Raw genomic sequence first — 18,830 nt, forward strand, 5'->3', positions numbered from 1 at the left:
GTAGAAAAAGAATCAGCTCAGAACTTTCTCATCACTCAGCACTCAGAACGGGCTAAACGCCCCGCTACCGCTAACAGCACTGAAAAGATGGCAAACACCTGGTGGGAATTACAGATATTATGTGAACCAGACCTAGAAGATACAATCTTTTGGCGACTGGAAAATTTTGGCTGTCGTGGTACAGCAATTGAAGGTAAAGGCAATTCTTCACTCGTAAAGGCTTATTTACCAGAATTTCAGGTAGATTTGTTAGATTTGGCAGCACTATCGTTGTGGCTACGACAAGATGCGCTATGTGTAGGGTTATCAGCGCCAAATTTAAACTGGCAATTAATTGATGAAGAAGATTGGGCCACTAGCTGGAAACAATATTGGCAACCAGAGAAAATAGGCGATCGCTTTTTAATTAATCCGGCTTGGCTACCATTCCCAGAATCCACAGAGCGCTTAGTAATTCGCCTCGACCCTGGTGTAGCATTTGGAACAGGCAACCATGCCACAACTCAGTTATGCTTAGAATCTCTGGAAATGCGGCTGAGTCAATTACCTAAATCATTTGTAAATTCGGAAACTCAGAAAGAGCCAATAGTAATTGCCGATATTGGTTGTGGTTCTGGCATCCTTTCTATTGGCGCAGTCTTACTAGGGGCAGAAAAAGTTTATGCAGTGGATAATGACCCGTTAGCAGTTCAATCCACCTTCAGCAATCGCGCCCTCAACGACATTAGCCCAAAACGCTTGATCCCAGCAGAAGGTAGCGTAGACATCCTCAAAAAACTGATTGAAGCACCAGTAGATGGCATCGTCTGCAACATTTTAGCTGATGTAATTATCGAATTAGTCCCGGAAATCACCGCGATTAGCAAACCTAGCACTTGGGCAATCTTCAGCGGCATTTTACTTGAGCAATCGAAAGCCGTAGCTGATGCATTAGAACAACACGGCTGGGTGATTGCTACTTTGTGGAAGAAGAAAGAATGGTGTTGTTTGAATGTGAGACGGTCGTAGGGATTGGGGATTGGGGATTGGGGACTGGGGACTGGGGACTGGGAAAAAGCAGGGAGCAGGGAGCAGGGGGAAAAATAACAAACACCAATTACCCATTACCAATTACCAATTACCTATTACCAATTACCAATTACCCAATGCCCCATGCCCCATGCCCCATGCCCTAAAGCTTAGTTTGCAGATGTTGGACTAATTGCGGTGCTTGCATTACACCTTCAATTTTGTCTACTGGTTGACCTTGCTTAAACAACATTAGGGTGGGTAGGGCGTAAATTTGATACTTGGTTGCTAACTCTGCATATTTTTCTGTGTCTATCTTCACAATCCGTAGACGGTCTTTTAATTGGGCATTCACTTGTTCCAAAATTGGTACCATCATCTGACAAGGGCCACACCAGTCCGCATAAAAATCTACCAAAACAGGTACATCAGAATCACTCAGCATTTCTTCAAAGCTGTTGAATTGTTTTTTAGTAGCCATGTGACACACCGATTTTCTCTTGTTTGATTTCAATATTAATGCGTACTTTCAAGAAAAGGTGTAACATCATTATTTTGTTTTAAAGTAATTCATCTACATAAAATATCAAACCTATGTAGGATGCTTTAACTTGACTTTTACTGCAGCAAATTTGTGAAAATGTTGCATTCCAGTAAACGCCTCACAACAGAAAATTTAAGGTTTATTTTATAACTTAATATTCTTAATATTTAATAATTCATATTCATAATTCATATTATTTTTGGCTGTTTAGTTATCAATACTCCATCTTTGCAACAACCTAAAAAACTCTTTCTCCCCCGTCCTCTTGTACAGACGCGATTAATCGCGTCTCTGCAACTCAGCACTACTAAAAGCACGCCGTCTTAAAACTTCTAGCAGAGTTAGAAAGCTTTGGGGTGGGGGGGCTGTTACCTCAATTAAATCCCCAGATAAGGGATGTTGTAACTTCAACCGCCAAGCGTGTAATGCTTGACCAGGCAAATTTACCCCAATGGAACGACCAGAACCATAAACTGGGTCGCCAACAATGGGATGCCCAATTTTGGCGCTGTGGACGCGAATTTGATGGGTGCGTCCTGTTTCTAGTTGAAAGTGAATTAATGTGTAATTACCAAGCCGTTCTCGGACTTGCCAATGGGTAATTGCATTGCGTCCGCCTTCTTCGATGGGAACCACTGCCATTTTTTTGCGGTCTTGGCGGTGGCGACCTATAGGGAAATCTATGACACCATTTTCGGCTTTTGGCGCACCGTAAACAATACCCAAGTACTCACGTCTTGCAGTTTTAGCTTGGAGTTGTGCTTGTAGGTGTTTATAGGCGATATCTGTTTTAGCGATCGCGATCGCACCAGTTGTATCCTTATCTAAGCGGTGGACAATCCCTGGACGTTGCACACCTCCAATTCCCGGAAGATTGGGACAATGTGCTAATAAAGCATTAACGAGAGTTCCATCAGGATGACCGGGTGCAGGATGGACAACTAAACCTGCGGGTTTATTGAGAATAAGTAGCTGGTCATCTTCATAGAGAATATCTAAAGCAATATCTTCTGCTTGCAGTTTTAGGGGTCGAGCTTCTGGTATTTCCAGAAAAATGCGATCGCCTGTTTTCACATTGATTTTTTTCGATGTGCAAACTTTACCATTCAGCTGCACATTACCCTGTTCGATTAACTGTTGAATGCGCGAACGGGATAAATCTGGTAACTCTTGGCTAAGGTAGCGATCGAGGCGTTCGCTGCTGTCTTGGACTTGTAAATTAAATTCGGTCACCCTATCTGGAAGTGCTGCTAATTAAGTTGATGCTAGTTAATTTTAACGAACCAAAGCACCAAGGGTATCAATACTACAAGGGATAGCGTTTTGAACTCAAAATTGGTTTTGGGGAAAAGGTTAAGGGTTAAAGGTTTTTATAACCTCTTCATAACCTATCTTTTATTGACAATCCGGTAGTCTAAAATTCCTGACTCAAATGCTATGGGCAAAAGCTAATTGCCTAAAATGCATCTGCGGATTCAAAAATAGTTGAGGATATCATGAAAAAGCTGGGTTACTCAATGCTTCAACGCATTGTTACTACAGGTTTACTGCGGAATATTTGTGTACTAGGTTTGACTTTACCTTTCCTTGCATCTGCTACGAGTTTGGTAATTGCTGGAGAGAATGAGAATTCAAATTCGCCATATACAATCGGACTCTGGGGCGATCTACCTTACTCCGAAGCACAGGAGGTTGGCGTAACCAGACTAATCGAAGATATGAATTCGCAAAAACTTAGTTTTACTGTTCATGATGGCGATCTCAAAGCCGGTTCTAACAGCCTTTGCGATAATGCTCTGTATGCCAAAGCTCTTAGCTATTTCAATTCTCTAGAAGCACCAGCAGCTTTCACACCAGGTGATAACGATTGGACTGATTGCGATCGCCCTTCCAATGGTGCATATAATTCTCTCGAACGCCTTGATTATGAGCGTCTGTTATTCTTCAGCACGAATTCTTCCTTAGGACAGCGTCAGCTAACGCAAGAAGTTCAGAGAGAGCCTCTATGCCTTGGTTTCAAAGGTGCAATGCCCTGTGTGGAGAATCGTCGTTGGACGGTTGGTAGGGTTACCTATGCAACACTTAATATCCAGGGTTCCTGCAATAACCTATGCGATACCGCACCCGATCCAGAGGAATACAAGGCAAGAAACACAGCCAATATTGCATGGATGAAAGAGACCTTTAAAATAGCAAAAGAACGTGGCTCGGTAGCAGTTATGTTGATTTCTCAAGGAAATCCAGGGTGGGATAAGAGTGACCCAACTAGAGCACCTTTGCGCGATCCTAAGACACTTGTGCAAACTGATGGACAGCCTGATGGTTTTAAGGACTTTTTATTAGCGTTACGCGATGAGGTAATCTCGTTCCGTAAGCCAGTTGCCTATGTTCATGGTGATTCACACTATTACCGAATTGATAAGCCATTTTTAGATGCTCAAGGTAGAAGGCTTGAGAACTTTACTCGCGTTGAAACATTTGGTGACAATCAGGCGAATGGCACCAACGATGTACAGTGGATAAAAGTTACTGTCGATCCTCGTAGTCGAGAAGTATTTTCTTATCAGCCACAGATTGTTCCCAGCAATCGAGTAGCGGTTCCAGCTCCGTAATAAAGCTAGTTTGAAAGTAATTAATATAATTGTTGCTAGCGGAGGATCGCCAGATGTAAGTCAATCCCCGCCTAGCTAATGCCAAAATGTAATTTGGCTCAATTGTTAAAGCTTGGTTGCAATATCCTATGGCTTCTTGATATTGTTCAAGTCGATAGCAAGCTAAACCCAACCCATGTAATACTTGTGGATTTTGCGGTTTTAGTGCAAGCGCTTGGTAAAAAGTATCTAAAGCTTAGTGGTAATTTCCCCATCCAGTTGGTCATTTCCTTGCTGGAGCAACTCTGATAGGTTAGGGCTTACAGTCATTTCCTACTCTTGAGATGCATTGTTTCTATTATTACCTATACATAGAACCACTAAAGAATTCCTGCGCCATTGGTAAAATCTACGTAGGTAAGCCAGCGCCATGTGCGGGGTTAAACTCACTCCAAGGGGTGAAATTGCCCTTTAGTGGCTCAATTATTCTTCAATATATGATGCCTGTACAGGTATTAAAAATCAACTAAAAAATGATATCCTCTGTACATTTTTTAGTTAACCGGATAAACCAAATAAATATTTATTTTTGAATAACATTTTTAATGTAGATAGCTCTATTTCATAATTCCTTCATTCACTTTTCATAAAATTCACATATTTCTTTTCCCTTTTTATGATTTTTGCAGTAACCTAAGTTTTAGTAGGGAAGTTACTGAATATTTACTATTGATCTGAAAAATTGCGAAGCGTTGCGATCACAGGCTAATCCTTCGTCGAAGCCACAACATAGCAATTTCAAATCTAGTTGAGTAAATGTTCTTGCATCGGGCCTTTTGACCCTTCAAATTGTGCAGATTGGCTATTTTTCCCTTATCAAAGCAAAATGTGTTGCTATTGCTGATGAAAAGCTTGCCTGCTGCGAAATTGGTTGCCGTTGCATCTTACCATACACAATCTGCGTATCTCATACAAACTGATTATTCCTCGGTGCTAAGTTACCATAGTTGTGAAACAAGTGATAATTTTATCCAAGTTTCTAGAGAGAACCACTACGATCTCCAATTTGGTAAAATATTAGGGTAAATATTTACTTAGTTACAATAAATACAGTTTCACAAATTGGAGACATCCTCAAGGTTAACTAGTTACGTAATGTCAAATGTCGCTAAACAAGCTCATTAGCAATGATTTCATGCAATTAATGCATGAGCAATGCGCTCCTTGTAACGCTGGCGTTACTGTGAGATGAGCTAGATTAGCGAAAGATACAGAAAGTAAAGCTGATTTTTGGAATACTGTTTCCTGGCAGTAAGTATAGCCATTTTGCTATTTGGCAAGAAATAGTATGGCTGTTCTACTAAGCAATAGTGCAGTTCAATGCACTATCGCCTAACAGGGAGTGGGGAGTTGGGAGTTAGCAAGATTTACTTCTACTCGCTTAGAGGCAAAGCGCTATGTCTATCTGAAAGCACTTCTAACTTGATCCCTGTAATGCTCAGAAAGGGTTTCCAAAAATTTCGATTAAAAATATTGCTTTTATCTTAGAGCCGTCCCAATGAAGACACTTCCTATTAGTAGATACAGGTTTTTTCAAAAGCTACAGCCATTATCTCTCTTAAAAAAAATCACAAATAAATCTGTAACTGGGTGTTTGCAAGTATTCAGCCCATCAGGGTCTTGGTCAATATATATAGAAGAAGGTAAACTGATTTACGCTTGCTACTCAGAAAAAATGTTTGAGTCGCTTTACAAAAATTTGCAGCGTTTAAGTCAGCAAATTTCCACTCTTCCCAAAGGAATCGATCAGCAACTGCGGGCAATTTTTGAAACAGGAATCGAAAATCAAGCAATACCAAATCCAGATTATCTAGCTATTTGTTGGTTAGTCAATCAAAAATATCTTAGTTCTTCGCAAGCCGGAATCATTATTGAACAATTGGCGTTAGAAGTGCTTGACTCATTTTTGAAGTTGGAAGAAGGTAGTTACGAATTTATTCCCGAAAGCTTTTTAGATGATTTGCCAAAGTTTTGTTATCTCAATTTACGCCTACTAGTTGAACAGTGTCAAAAATATAGAGGAGCAGCTACTTTTGGGGATAAATCATCACTATCTAAAGGTCATCTTAAGCCGCAATTTTCCCAAAAGCCAGGTTCACAATTTGCACGTCAAACACCATCGCCATCTTTAGGTACAACTCCACCAGTTTTCCCAAAACAAGGTAGTCATCAAGTTGCAGAAACCTCCGATAATTTAACTGCGAACCTGCAGCAGACAGATAATCAGTTTCATCAACTTGAGCCTGCAACTACAGACCAGAGACTATACACTATCTTCTGCATTGATGATAGCCCCAGCGTATTAAATGCGATTAAAAGTTTTCTAGATGAGCAGATGTTTTCTGTGATTGGAGTCACAGATTCATTAAAAGCTTTAATGGAAATTCTTCGCACTAAACCTGACTTAATTTTATTAGACATTAACATGCCACATCTTGATGGGTATGAATTATGTTCTTTATTGCGTAAACATTCCCAATTTAAAAATACGCCTGTAATTATGGTTACAGCTAAAACAGGGTTGATTGATAGAGCTAAAGCCAAGATAGTTAAGGCTTCTGGCTATTTGACTAAACCTTTTACGCAAGGAGACTTGTTGAAAATTATCTTTCAACACATGGTGTAATTTCGCAATCAGAAGTATAACAATACCAAACCTACTTATTTTTTTGGGAGGTTGAGGGTTGGGTATTACTTGGGCTGGCAAGATTCTCATTGTCAAAGACTCTCTGCGAGAATGGGAACTGATGAGTTATTATCTCGGAGACTGGGGTTACAAAATAGTTAAAGCTTCTGCTGCTAAAGAGGCTTTAGAAATAGCATTAGAGGAAAGACCAGATGCAATTGTTACTAATGTGGTAATGCCAGGAATGAGTGGATTTGAATTATGCCGCTTCCTGAAAATAAATTTAACTAGTCAAAAAATGCCAATTGTGATCTGTAGTAATAAAAATCAGGCAGTTCATCATGCATGGGCTAGAAAACAAGGTGCTGATGTTTATTTAACTAAGCCTTATACTCCCGAAGATCTACTAAGTGCAATTAAAGTCGTGACTGATTGGAACTACATTATATCATGAATCGTAAAAAAATAACAAGCGCTGAAATTTATAGTAAAAGGAATAACAGTAAATAAAGAATAAAAATATACCTGAGTTGGCAACAATTAAATATGAGTTCTATCTGGTGCTAGTAAATTAAGTACATAAGTAAGGACGCACAACTATACGTCCTTACAATAATCTGTAACTCATCGAACTATAGATGTTAAATTATTCTGGGAATTAAGTAGTAAATTATCATCCCAATTCAACAGTTTAGCGATTTCTACAGGTAGCGTCACTGGATTGAATGGCTTAAGTATAATACCTGAAATTTTATACTGTTGCAGAAATTTTGGATCTAGCCATTTCGCATTTGCACTCAGCAGCACAACAGGAATTGCTTGAGTTTTGCGAGTGCTTCTAAGTTGTTGTAGAAACATAAAGCTACCACGCATCCCAATATCCAAGACAATTGCATCAGGCCGCTCTGTTTCTGCTTGTTCTAATCCTGATAATGGAGAATCGGCTGTGAGAATGTCCCAATTAGCTAAATCTTGCAAGCAAAGTTCCAAAACCTCCCTGACAATCAATTCATGATCGATGAGTAAGATTTTTCTAGTATTGATAGCGATTTTCTCCACAGTCTTCATTGAATTAGGCTCCAAAAAGGTAAAATTCATCATCTAAAAGAAATTTAGTGATGCAAGATATATAGTTGGTTAAAAATGTGCTAATTTTTACATATTTTCTTGAATAAATCGGCACTATAAATGCTGGTGCTGGCATTTTGCTAGTAGTGCGACTTAGAAGCGAAACAAAGTTATACCAATTCAAAACCAAGCCAGAAATAATAATAGTTACGGAATGTATCTCTGCCACATTGTTTTTTCAAATCGGTAGCACGCTGAAATATTTTTTACAAGTTTCTGACCAACACTCATAGCTTTATCCTGTAAGTTGAGAAACTTTGATGCACTCACAAGAAAGATAAAGGATAAAAATAAAGAACTAATAAAGAAATTAATATTCTGAGAAATAATACCAATTAAAATAATTTTCCAGCACTTTCAATTCAATCCCAGCCGAGAATATCTGCAACTTGCTGGGAAATAGTAATGGGTTCAAAAGGTTTGGAAATGACTCCAGCAATTCCCATGCGTGCAAAGCGATCGCGATCGCTGGGTAAAACTCTCGCTGTCAATAAAATCACTGGTATCGATTGGCTGACATTATGTTGTTGAAGCTTCTCAAACACCACAAAGCCGTCCATATCAGGCATAGATACATCCAACAAAATCGCATCAATGGGTGCTGTTTGAGCAATTTTTAACGCTTCCTTCCCTGATGGAGCTGTCAGTGTTTTCCATCCCCCTAAGTCTTCTAAACAAGCTTGTACTAGTTCTCGGAGGTGATCGTCATCATCAACAATTAATACTTGTTTGGTCATTTGTTATTTGTCATTTGTTATTTGTCATTTGGTAATGGGTAATGGGTAATTGGTGTTTGTTATTTTTCTCCCCTGCTCCCTGCTCCCTGCTCCCCTGCTTTTTCCCAGTCCCAATCCCTATTCCCTAGTCCCCAGTCCCTAGTCCCTAGCCAATGGTAGAGTGAAGAAAAAGGTGCTGCCTATACGCAAAGTACTTTCGGCCCAGATGTTGCCACCGTGTTGATCAATGATACTACGGCAAATTGCTAGGCCTAAGCCTGTGCCGCCTTTATCGCGGGAGTCTGAGGCATCTACTTGCTGAAATCTACCGAATATGACTTCTAATTTGTCTTGGGGGATACCACGCCCGCGATCGCTAACTTTAAATAGTACCCAATTTATTTGCTGTTCTACACTCAGGGTAATAGTAGAATCGGCAGGTGAAAATTTAATGGCATTACTTAACAAATTGGTGAGTGTTTGAATAATTGCATCTGCGGCTGCCAAAACTTTAGTGTCGGTGGAGTGTACTTCTAGGGTAATATTTTGCTGTTTGGCGATCGCCTGTACTCCTTCTACTGCTTGTTGAATTAAATCAGCTGCATTGTAAGTTCTTTTATCTAAAACTGCACGACCTGATTCTAGGCGTTCTAAATCAAGAATATCGTTAACCAAGCGTACTAAGCGATCGCTGTCGATGGCAGCAATCTCGATCATGCGTTTGAATTTTTCTGGTTTGTTGTCGTAGACACCACTATTTAACAAGCCTAAAGCAGCGCGAATTGCAGTTAAGGGGGTGCGGAGTTCGTGGCTGACAATACTAATAAACTCACTTTTTATCTGCTCAATTTTGTGCTGTTCGGTGATGTCCTCCGCAATTCCCGTCATGCGAATTATCTCCCCAAGTTCATTTCTAATGGGGAAAGCGCGATCATGAATCCAGCGGATGGAACCATCAGGCCGAATAATCCGATACTCTATGTCGTATTTTCCTGTTGTTATTTGTTCCCCAAAGGCAATTTCTACAAGTGGGCGATCGTCTGGGTGAATAGGATCTAACCAAGTTAAGGGGTTTTCATATAAACTTTGGCAGTTTCTTTGCCAAATCCTTTCATAACCTTTGCTCACGTATAGAACTTGCCCAACTTTCAGATCTGAGATCCAAAACACTGCTTGAATGTTGTCTGCAAGTTGGCGAAACTTTTCTTCGCTTTGGCGCAAAGCTTCTTCCATAGCTTTGCGATCGGTGATGTCTTGATGAACCGCAACTAGAACATCGCCATATTGGGGATGAGTGAATACACAACAAGTTGCACTACACCAAAATGGAGTCCCATCTTTTTTCACATTATGGACTTCATAGGTGGCTTCACCCTTTGATAAAACAGCAGTGCGAATGGCTTGATTGACATCTTCAGCAGTTACCGATTCAGTGGCATAGTTGACAATGGAAACGTGCTGACCGTTAAGTTCGCCAGAGTTATAGCCAAACATCTGCTCAAATTTAGGGTTAGCGTAGACAATAATGGCATCAGTAGCGCGGATCAAGCATACTCCTTCAGCCATATTGCGGGTAATTACAGCCTGAAACTCCAGTAGTTGAGCCTGTTCTAAAAGAGCGAGTTGGGTTTTTTGCTGCTGTATTATCGTTTCTAGCAAGCGCTCATTTGTTTGGGTAAGTTGCGCTGTTCGCTCTGCTACTCGTTGCTCAAGTTCGGTATTCAGTTGTTCTAGGGCAATTTGTGCCTGTTTACGTTGTGTAATATCATCACCAAAAATGATAATGCCACCAATTTCACCAGTAGCATTATGCCAAGGCCGAATTTCCCAGCGTATCCACTGTTGGCTTCCATCTAGGCGGACAAACAATTCTTCATCACATCTTTCAATCGCCCCAGCCATACACCTTTGATGAATTTGTCGCCATCTTTCTGGAATTTCCGGAAAAATTTCATAGTGCGATCGCCCAATGAGCGATTCTATTGAATCGAGCCTGTAGTCATCTACCCATCTTTGGCTGGCTATGATGTAGCGCATATCGCGATCAAACATGGCAATCCCAGCAGGTACATACTGGAAAAATAAGCGTAAGCTTGCTTCCCTTTCTCGCAATGCTATTTCTGTTTGTTTGCGCTGAGTAATTTCTTCGCACACGGTACTGATACCAATGATGCGTTTGCCATCTTTTAACGGCCAAAAGCTTTCTAACCAAGTTCGCTGTACACCTGGTTGAGCTGGAGTGGTACCAGTTAGTTCGACATTGAGAACAGGTGTACCTGTTGCCAAAATGGGAAGTAACAGTTGTTCAGCTGCGTCTGCCAATTCAGGTAGCAACTCTCGTATGGTACGGCCAATATGCGCTTCTACCGGAAACCCATTGATTTCTGCGAGTCGCTGATTAATCCGGACAAAGCCCAGATCAGTATCTAAGACGCTCAACCCAATTGGTGCTGATTGGTAGATGGTTTCGATTTCAGCCAATTGGCGCTGTAGCTGAATTTGATTTTCCCTTAAGGCCGCTTCTGCTTGTTTACGCTCTGTAATATCTGTACAAGTACCGATCCACTCCTGCAGATTGCCATTAGCATCAACCATTGGCACACCCCGAACAGCAAAATCGCGGTAGTTGCCATTTTTCATGCGGATGCGAGATTCAATTGCATATACAGTGCGATTGATGGAAGATGCTTGCCAGGCTTGAGCAGTGCGATCGCGATCGTCTGGATGAATTACCTCCAGCCAACCCCATCCTAAGCATTCCTCTGGAGATTGTCCGGTGATTTCTTGCCAATTGTCCGGGACTGCTATTGTTCCCCCCTCAGTATCGGTGCGCCAGACAATCTGCGCTGAGGCATGAACTAATGCACGATATCGCTGTTCGCTTTGCTGCAATGCGTCTTGGGCTTGTTTGCGCTCATCTATCGCCATCACAGTTCCAGTAATCCGCACAGGTTGATTTGCTGCGTCATAAAATGCGTGTCCCCTGGATTCAACCCAGTGGATGCTACCATCTGGCCAAAGAATGCGATACTCATTCTGGTAGTTACTATGACTTTGTAGTGCCTGTTGTATTTTCTGGTCAACTGTTGGGCGATCTTCAGGATGCAAGCAAGCCTCAAAAGTTTCATATCTACCATCAAAAGCCCCAATCGCCAAGCCAAATAACTGTTCTTGTTCTGGCGACCAAATAATTTCTCCCGTTACCAGATTCCAGTCCCACATCCCCATTTGTGCCGCAGATAGCGCCATCCGTAGCTGATGAGCATTTTCCTGCGCTAATTCCTGGTTTAGTTTTTGAATCTTCTGTTTACTTTTGAGAAAGTTGCTAGTCAGCAGGTGAATAATCAAGGCAACCAGTAGGAAAAGTATCACCCGCAATATATCTGGCCATAATGACTTCATCCCCATCTGGTATTTAGGAGGAATTAAGAAATAATCAATTGCCAGTGTGGAAAGAACAACTGTGACAATTCCTGAACGAGAGCCACCATACCAAGTACTGACAATTACAGCTATATAGAAAAACGCACTGATGGGCTGAAACAACAGCGACTCCACCCAAAGCGACAACAAAAGTGCGATCGCTGTTGAGCCAATAGCTACCCCATAAGATAATAATTTAGAATGAATTTTCATAACTTTTTCTTATGGCTTATAGGGTGTGGGTAATGGGTAATGGGTAATGGAGTGTATCATTATTATTTCTCCCCTGCTCCCTGCCCCCCTACCTTACTCAGTCTCCCTCATCTCCTTAAAGAACGTAGTCGTTCAATGCGACTCAGTACCCTGGTTACCAATTCTGGCCCTAATACTGGCTTGGTAATAAAATCATCGGCTCCAGCAGCAAATGCTTGTTGAAGAAATTCTGCTTCGGTATGAACTGTGACCACCAAAATTGGTAAATCGCCCCATTTAGCATCCTGCCGCACAATTTGACACAATTCTAAACCACTAATTTCAGGCATTTCTACATCTAGCACCACTATATCTGGTGATGTTGTAATTAACACTTGCCAAAAATGCTGAGGTTCGTTCAATGTTGTTACCTCTAGCCCCCAAGGAGTCAGTAAGGCGGCTAATGTGGCTAGCATCACAAGGTCATCATCGACAATTAAAACCTTGGCTTCTGTGATTTTGGGCTGAGTTAAAACACGGGCGATCGCTTGAAAAATTTGCTCAGTAGTAGCAGGTTTGTGTAAAAATTGCCTTGCGCCTAAGCGTGATACGGCTAATCGATCAGCAAGACTATCTCGCGCCGTAAAAACCACAATGGGTAAATTTGGCGATTTTGCTGCCATTTCCCGCAGTAGTGTTAAGCCGTCTTCTTCTGTATCTGGAAAAGATAAATCTAGTAAAACAGCGTCAGGAGTTTCAAAGACTAGGAGGGAGCGCGCTGTAGTTAAATTACCAGCGATTTTTATTTGCATTCCCCAAGCCTGGGCTTCTATCCATAAACGCTCAGTCAGCAGAGTATCATCATCAATCACCAACACAACATGAGTTTGACGCGGTGGAGTTGGTAGTGCGATCGCCGGCATTGGCGGTTTAGTTAACTCTTGTTGCAACGCCTTTACTAATTGACAAAATTGTGTAATTTCATCATCTGTAAGAATGCGATCGCTACTGAGTAAATTTTCTAATGTTCGCGCCAGTTGAGAACCGTGGGAATAACCAACAGACCCCATTGAGCCAGCTAACTTGTGAGCCTCATGCTTTGCTTGTTGCTGTAAATCTTGGTGTAAATTTCCCTTTAATAGTGCAGTTTTCGCTTCCTCCAGCACCACCATCCGATGACTCAAGGAATTAATTAATCGTTCTAATACTCGATTAATAGCCGTTAAATCTTGAGTAGGGGATTGTTTTTCACTATCTTGATGTTCTGCAATAGAAGCAGGAGTGGGCGGAGATTGTAAGCGATAGCCAATACCATATACTGTTTCTAAAATATCCTCCATCATCCCTGCGGCTTTGAGTTTTTTCCGCAAATCTTTAATATGCGTCGTTACAGCGTTCTCAATTGGTGCATCATCAAAGCCCCAAAGCCTATCTAAAATTACCCTCCGGCTAAAAATGCGATTCGGGTTTAGTAAAAACAATTCCAGCAGCTTGTGTTCTGTAACCGTCAGGGAAATTACCTGAGTATTGTAAGTAACTTTACCTGAGATTTGGTCTAAACACAGATGACCCCAAGTTAACTTGGAAGATGAAAATGCCCCACTGCGCCGCAATAAAGACCGAATTCTCGCCAGTAATGCTTCTGGTTCCCAAGGCTTGATGACATAATCATCAGCCCCAGCATCGAAACCTGCCACAATATCTGCATTAGAATTATTCGCTGTGAGTAACAAAATAGGTTTACTATAGCCAAGCGATCGCAGCTGGCGACACAAACTAATGCCATCTACTTGGGGAATATGCCAATCTAGCAAAATTAAGTCATATTCCCCCGACATGGCTAACTCTAGCCCAGTTTGCCCATTATTTACCAAGTCGATATTGTAATGATTTGCACTCAGAAACTCTGCCAATACCTGACTGAGTAACAAATCATCCTCTATCAGCAAAATTTTCGTCCGATGCATTCTTGGTTGGCTTTTTACAGCAATTATTTAGGTTGCTGAGTCCAGTTCAGCAAGATTTATCACAGATTGCAAGTCCTAAAAAAATAAAAATTTATCATATTAAAAGGGAACAGGGTAGTTTAGGATGGGGATTTAGGGACTTCCAAACTATTAATACCAATTTAAAAAAGAATACGAAAGATTATAGGGGCACGGCAATGCCCATACGTGTCAACTTAAGCTAAAAGCTATATACGGCGCGTGTTGTACAAAAACCCTCGCCCTCATCCCCTCACCCCTTGTCCCCCAGGAGAAGGGGAATGAAATCTCTTGCTCCCCTCTCCTGGTGCTATCCATTACCCGGATCTTTCTCAACAAAACTACAATTTACTTAAAAATAGCTAGAAAGCTGAGTAGGTATAGTTTTGTCATGGGAAGTAAAAACGGGTAATGGAAGATGGAAAAGTGGGCATCAGAAGAATTGAGACAAGCAGACTTAGGAGATGCAAGAAGAAATAAACGTTTAATAAGGATAGTGGAAGATTTAGCAGCACAACCTAGTGCGAGCATACCGCAAGCTTGTGGAAATGTAGCAGCAACCACAGCAGCGTATGATTTTTGGAATTCACCATACTTTGAAGCAGATGATATTAGGAATGCCCATATCAAAAGTACAGTCTCTAGAATCAAAGAACATGAGACAGTGTTGATGATTCAGGATACAACAAATATAGATTTGACAAAACATCCAGCGACAAGAGGAATTGGTTATCTAGATCATAGAAAAAGCTTGGGATTAAAAGTACATACAGCGTTTGCAGCCAGTACAAACGGAGTACCACTGGGAATCATTAATCAACAAGTTTGGACAAGAGATATAGAAGATTTAGGAATAGCGAAAAAACGCCGTCAACGACAAATACAAGAAAAAGAAAGTCAAAGATGGTTAGATGGATTAGAGAGAACACAAGAGTTTGTGCCCACAGAAACAACAGTTGTCACTATGGGAGATTCCGAAGCTGATATATTTGACTTATTTCGGAAACAACGCCCGAGAAATTCACATTTACTCATCCGGGGAACCCACAATAGAAAAGTCAATCACACAGCCAAGTATTTACATCAAGCAATCCGTGCTACCTCAGTAGGGGGAACATTATTAGTAGAAGTAAAACGTAATCCAGAAGCGGCAGCTAGAACTGCAAAACTAATCATTAAATATGCAACATTTGAAGTAGATGTACCACGGCATCACATAGCACGTTCACAACTTAAACCAGTAAAATTACAGGTGATTTTAGCAGAAGAAGAAAATCCACCAGTAGGTGTTAGCCCGATTAGTTGGCTATTATTAACGACCCTAGAAATTAAGAATTTTTCCGCCGCCATACGTTGCGTCAAATGGTATACCTATCGTTGGTTAATTGAACGCTACCACTATGCTTTAAAAAGCGGTTGTCAAATCGAAGAATTACAACTCGAAACTGCAAAGCGAATCAATATGGCATTAGCTACATATTCAATTGTCGCTTGGCGTTTATTATGGCTCACTTACGAAGCCAGACATAATCCAGATATTAGTTGTGAAACTGTTTTAGAGATATTTGAATGGCAGTCGTTATGCGTACATTTTACTAAAAATCCGATTCCACCTCAAAAGCCACCAACTCTTAGAGAAGCTGTACGTATGATTGCCACTCTCGGTGGTTTTTTAGGGCGCAAAAGCGATGGCGAACCTGGAGTTAAGACTATTTGGCGTGGATTGCGACGATTACATGATATCGCTGCTACTTGGAAATTAGCCCGGCTAACCCACTAGCCAAATCAACAAAATCCGCAAGGGTATGTCAACAACAATCCATATGGATACATATTTTTCTCACTCTGTCAACCACAGCTAAGAATCCTCAACGTGAAATTACTCCTATAAATGGCTTTCAGCTTTGTTAAGAAAGATGTGACTAATGGATAGCTCCTGGTGGGAGAGGGGCTGGGGGTGAGGGCAGAACGTTGTCGCCAAGCGGGTTTCACGTTAAGTTGACACCAATAGGCATTAGCGTACTTTCTAGAATATATTGATGTGTCTCAAAAATTATTTGAATTAGTATAACTACTTACGCTTTGGTGCAGTTCCCCAAACCTTAATTTGTTTATCAAAACCTCCACTGGCGAGCATTTGACCATTAGGGCTAAAAGCGATCGCACTTACCCAATCGGTATGGCTACTAAGTGTATTAATTAACTCGCCTGTAGTTAAATCCCACAATTTAATACCATCTTTCCCAGCACTGGCGAGAGTTTTGCCATCGGGGTTCACAGCAATGGCGTTTACCCAGTTGTTATGTCCGGTTAAAGTTTGGATGAGTTTGCCAGTCTGAATATGCCAAATTTTAACTGTGCGATCGTGGCTAGCTGTAACTAGGGTGTTGCTATCGGGTGTAAAAGCTACAGCACTAACTAAATCGTAATGTCCAACAAATGCACGAATTAATTTTCCTGTACTTAAGTTCCACAGTTTGACCACGCCCTTATAGTCACCACTCACTAAGGTTGTACCATCAGGGCTAATTGCTAAGGCATAAATTAAGTTATCAAAGTTGACTAAAGTACCTAAAGGACGTTGTTGAGGCAAATCCCAGAGGCGAATTCCATCTATCCCACCACTGACAAGAAGTTTACTATCAGGGGATACTGCTAGGGATAGTACATTTGTGCTGTGCCCGACAAAAGAGCGTTTAAATTGCTGATTTTTGAGATTCCAAAGATTAATCGTGTAGTCACTGCTACAACTGGCTAAGGTTTGTCCGTCGGGTGAAATCACCAAAGATTCGACGGCTGTTTTATGTGCTTTGCGGATAGTCCCCACCCGTGCGCCTGTTGTCAGATTCCACAAGCGAATTACACCTTCATTTTCGGCACCGCCACTAGCAAGAGTTTTGCTATCTGGACTGAAAGCTAAGGATTTAACAGTTCCCCCATGCCCTTGCAGGGTGTAAATTAACTGGGGATTGGCAAAGTTGGTTTTAGCTTGTGAGTTTGTTGCTGTTTCTGTAGCAGCATAAGCAGTATGAATGAAGACTTCTTTCCAGATTGCCACTGGAAGGATTATAGAAGCCATAAACGCCAGAACTATATACGGGCGCAGCACAAAATAGCCCCTAAATTTTCCCTCACTGCTCACAGTTTTTCTCACTTTCTAACGCCTGTTGCTACCCTACTCTACTCTTGAGTCAGGTGCCCTCCGAGGGTCTACTAGTTATTCTGTGAGATTCAAGAAGTTATTCAGGAACACAAGATATTACCCACCCCCAAAAATTTTAGGGTAAGCACTCAGCACTGTTTACTGGGGCGGTTTTTTCTTCGTCACCGTCAACATCGGTAAAGTTGGGCTAGATGAGCGTGAAGGTAAGTAATGTTGTACTACAGGCTCTTCAGGCATAGGAGGGCGGCTTTGGTACATACGCCACAGTTTCCAACCGATGCTAACTCCAGCTATCCCTAAGCCAAAAGTAAATAATGACCAGCTATCATCTAAGCCACCAATCAGGGCATCAACTACGCCCATCGTAATAAAAACACTTATTAGCGGTTCTTTACGGTAGGATGACTTCAAAAAACGAGGTAAGAGAACGTTCATCACAGCTTGGTTTAATCCAGTTTAGCTTTATATGTAAATATATCGAAAATCCCTAACTTGCTATCAGGCCTTGATTGGCCCTGCTGATGTCAAGGCGTTGAAAGTATTATAATTTTATTAAGTAGGAGAGGAAGTGTAGTAATTTACCCTCTTGCATATAGTAATTGCCAGTCTAAGTTGAAAGAGCTGAGTTGGAGAGACGCGATTAATCGCGTCTGTACAAGAGTGCTGAGTTCTGAGTAAAAAGAATAATTCCCAGTCCCCAGTCCCCAATCCCCAGTCCCTTTGTAGACGTTAAGTCTTCGGAGGTAGTTTCGCTATTAATTACTTAAGTTAAAACCAGCTGGTTGTTCCAGCTGGTCAAAACTCTCTAATTACTAGCTTAAAACTTGAAAATCTGTGCTTCTACAGCAGTACTATTTCAGACCGAGCCATGATAACACACCTTGATTGGTGATGTATTCAATTACCACCATCAAAATAAAGCCAATCATGGCAGCTCGACCGTTCAAACGTTCGGCATATTCATTAAAGCCTAACTTTGGCTCTTCGAGTTTGGGGGTAACGGTGGGCTTGGGTTGTGTCATCATCAACAATTCCTCTCTTATTTGTCGGCAAACTAAATTTGATTGTTAGATGTCTATAGACACTGCGGCTGGAAACAGGGTATAGACATCAGCACTTCTGTGGGTGTGGAACTGAGTTGCTATGCTTGAATCGCCAGCAAGACAGCTTCAGAAGTCCAGCAGTAGCTGCTTGAATCGAACCTTTGTAAACCGTTGTTTACAATTATTTATTATTCTTTATATATTTTAGGCAGACAAGGGTAATAGTCAAGGGTACAGTTTGGCAACACTGTCACAGAAGGTAAGGAACTCAGAGCAATTATTAGCTATCCCTAATACGGAAGTAGCCACTCTGAGACTGGCAGGCTAAAGTTAAACAAAAATTAATTAGAG

General features: G+C 41.2%; 15 protein-coding genes. 5 read left to right on the forward strand and 10 right to left on the reverse strand.

The genetic code is table 11. The annotated features are described in order from the left end of the window. Nucleotides 1-87: 87 nt before the first annotated feature. Entirely contained in the window at nt 88-1,008 is a 921-nt protein-coding gene (prmA, locus tag AACU25_RS15350; RefSeq protein WP_096576978.1) for a 50S ribosomal protein L11 methyltransferase, read from the forward strand. Between the two features lie 163 nt (nt 1,009-1,171). Here prmA and trxA read toward each other — a convergent pair whose 3' ends face one another. Further along, a complete protein-coding gene (gene trxA, locus AACU25_RS15355) occupies nt 1,172-1,489 on the reverse strand; it encodes a thioredoxin (RefSeq protein WP_045871400.1) in 318 nt (105 codons plus the stop codon). Nucleotides 1,490-1,831: 342 nt separating this feature from the next. After that, a complete protein-coding gene (locus AACU25_RS15360; protein ID WP_096576980.1) occupies nt 1,832-2,785 on the reverse strand; it encodes an RluA family pseudouridine synthase in 954 nt (317 codons plus the stop codon). Between the two features lie 284 nt (nt 2,786-3,069). Between AACU25_RS15360 and AACU25_RS15365 the strand changes: the two genes are divergently transcribed. Further along, on the forward strand, nt 3,070-4,164 hold the full coding sequence (locus tag AACU25_RS15365; protein WP_339382036.1) for a hypothetical protein: 1,095 nt from the start codon (nt 3,070-3,072) through the stop codon (nt 4,162-4,164). Here AACU25_RS15365 and AACU25_RS36945 read toward each other — a convergent pair. Further along, nucleotides 4,079-4,336 (reverse strand): tetratricopeptide repeat protein, encoded by a 258-nt coding sequence (locus tag AACU25_RS36945; RefSeq protein ID WP_096576982.1) that lies wholly within the window; start codon nt 4,334-4,336, stop codon nt 4,079-4,081. The two genes, AACU25_RS15365 and AACU25_RS36945, sit on opposite strands and share 86 nt — an antisense overlap. 1,365 nt (nt 4,337-5,701) lie before the next feature. Here AACU25_RS36945 and AACU25_RS15370 point away from each other — a divergent pair. Beyond that, nucleotides 5,702-6,829, forward strand: coding sequence for a response regulator (locus tag AACU25_RS15370; RefSeq protein WP_096576983.1), 1,128 nt, complete (start codon nt 5,702-5,704; stop codon nt 6,827-6,829). A gap of 58 nt (nt 6,830-6,887) precedes the next feature. Beyond that, a complete protein-coding gene (locus tag AACU25_RS15375; protein WP_096576985.1) occupies nt 6,888-7,283 on the forward strand; it encodes a response regulator in 396 nt (131 codons plus the stop codon). A gap of 170 nt (nt 7,284-7,453) precedes the next feature. On the opposite strand, the gene AACU25_RS15380 is transcribed toward AACU25_RS15375, so the two are convergent. From AACU25_RS15380 to AACU25_RS15395, 4 genes are all read right to left on the reverse strand, one after another. Continuing rightward, complete coding sequence (locus AACU25_RS15380; protein WP_096576987.1) at nt 7,454-7,897, reverse strand: response regulator; 444 nt, start codon at nt 7,895-7,897, stop codon at nt 7,454-7,456. Nucleotides 7,898-8,319: 422 nt separating this feature from the next. Further along, nucleotides 8,320-8,694, reverse strand: coding sequence for a response regulator (locus AACU25_RS15385; RefSeq protein ID WP_096576989.1), 375 nt, complete (start codon nt 8,692-8,694; stop codon nt 8,320-8,322). Between the two features lie 138 nt (nt 8,695-8,832). After that, nucleotides 8,833-12,309 (reverse strand): PAS domain S-box protein, encoded by a 3,477-nt coding sequence (locus AACU25_RS15390; RefSeq protein ID WP_096576991.1) that lies wholly within the window; start codon nt 12,307-12,309, stop codon nt 8,833-8,835. Nucleotides 12,310-12,416: 107 nt separating this feature from the next. After that, nucleotides 12,417-14,255, reverse strand: coding sequence for a response regulator (locus tag AACU25_RS15395; protein WP_096576993.1), 1,839 nt, complete (start codon nt 14,253-14,255; stop codon nt 12,417-12,419). 436 nt (nt 14,256-14,691) lie between these two features. Between AACU25_RS15395 and AACU25_RS15400 the strand changes: the two genes are divergently transcribed. Then, nucleotides 14,692-16,053, forward strand: coding sequence for an IS4 family transposase (locus tag AACU25_RS15400; RefSeq protein ID WP_096573981.1), 1,362 nt, complete (start codon nt 14,692-14,694; stop codon nt 16,051-16,053). A 291-nt stretch (nt 16,054-16,344) separates the two neighbouring features. On the opposite strand, the gene AACU25_RS15405 is transcribed toward AACU25_RS15400, so the two are convergent. The 3 genes from AACU25_RS15405 to AACU25_RS15415 all read right to left on the reverse strand — a co-directional run bounded on the left by AACU25_RS15405 (nt 16,345) and on the right by AACU25_RS15415 (nt 18,458). Next, complete coding sequence (locus tag AACU25_RS15405) at nt 16,345-17,352, reverse strand: WD40 repeat domain-containing protein (RefSeq protein ID WP_096576997.1); 1,008 nt, start codon at nt 17,350-17,352, stop codon at nt 16,345-16,347. Nucleotides 17,353-17,574: 222 nt separating this feature from the next. Beyond that, nucleotides 17,575-17,871: a hypothetical protein gene (locus tag AACU25_RS15410; RefSeq protein WP_096576999.1), complete on the reverse strand. Its 297-nt coding sequence runs from the start codon at nt 17,869-17,871 to the stop codon at nt 17,575-17,577. A gap of 416 nt (nt 17,872-18,287) precedes the next feature. Then, a complete protein-coding gene (locus AACU25_RS15415; RefSeq protein WP_096577001.1) occupies nt 18,288-18,458 on the reverse strand; it encodes a chlorophyll a/b-binding protein in 171 nt (56 codons plus the stop codon). Nucleotides 18,459-18,830: the final 372 nt, after the last annotated feature.

The organism is Tolypothrix tenuis PCC 7101 (genome assembly GCF_963874875.1).
GTDB lineage: Bacteria > Cyanobacteriota > Cyanobacteriia > Cyanobacteriales > Nostocaceae > Aulosira > Aulosira tenue.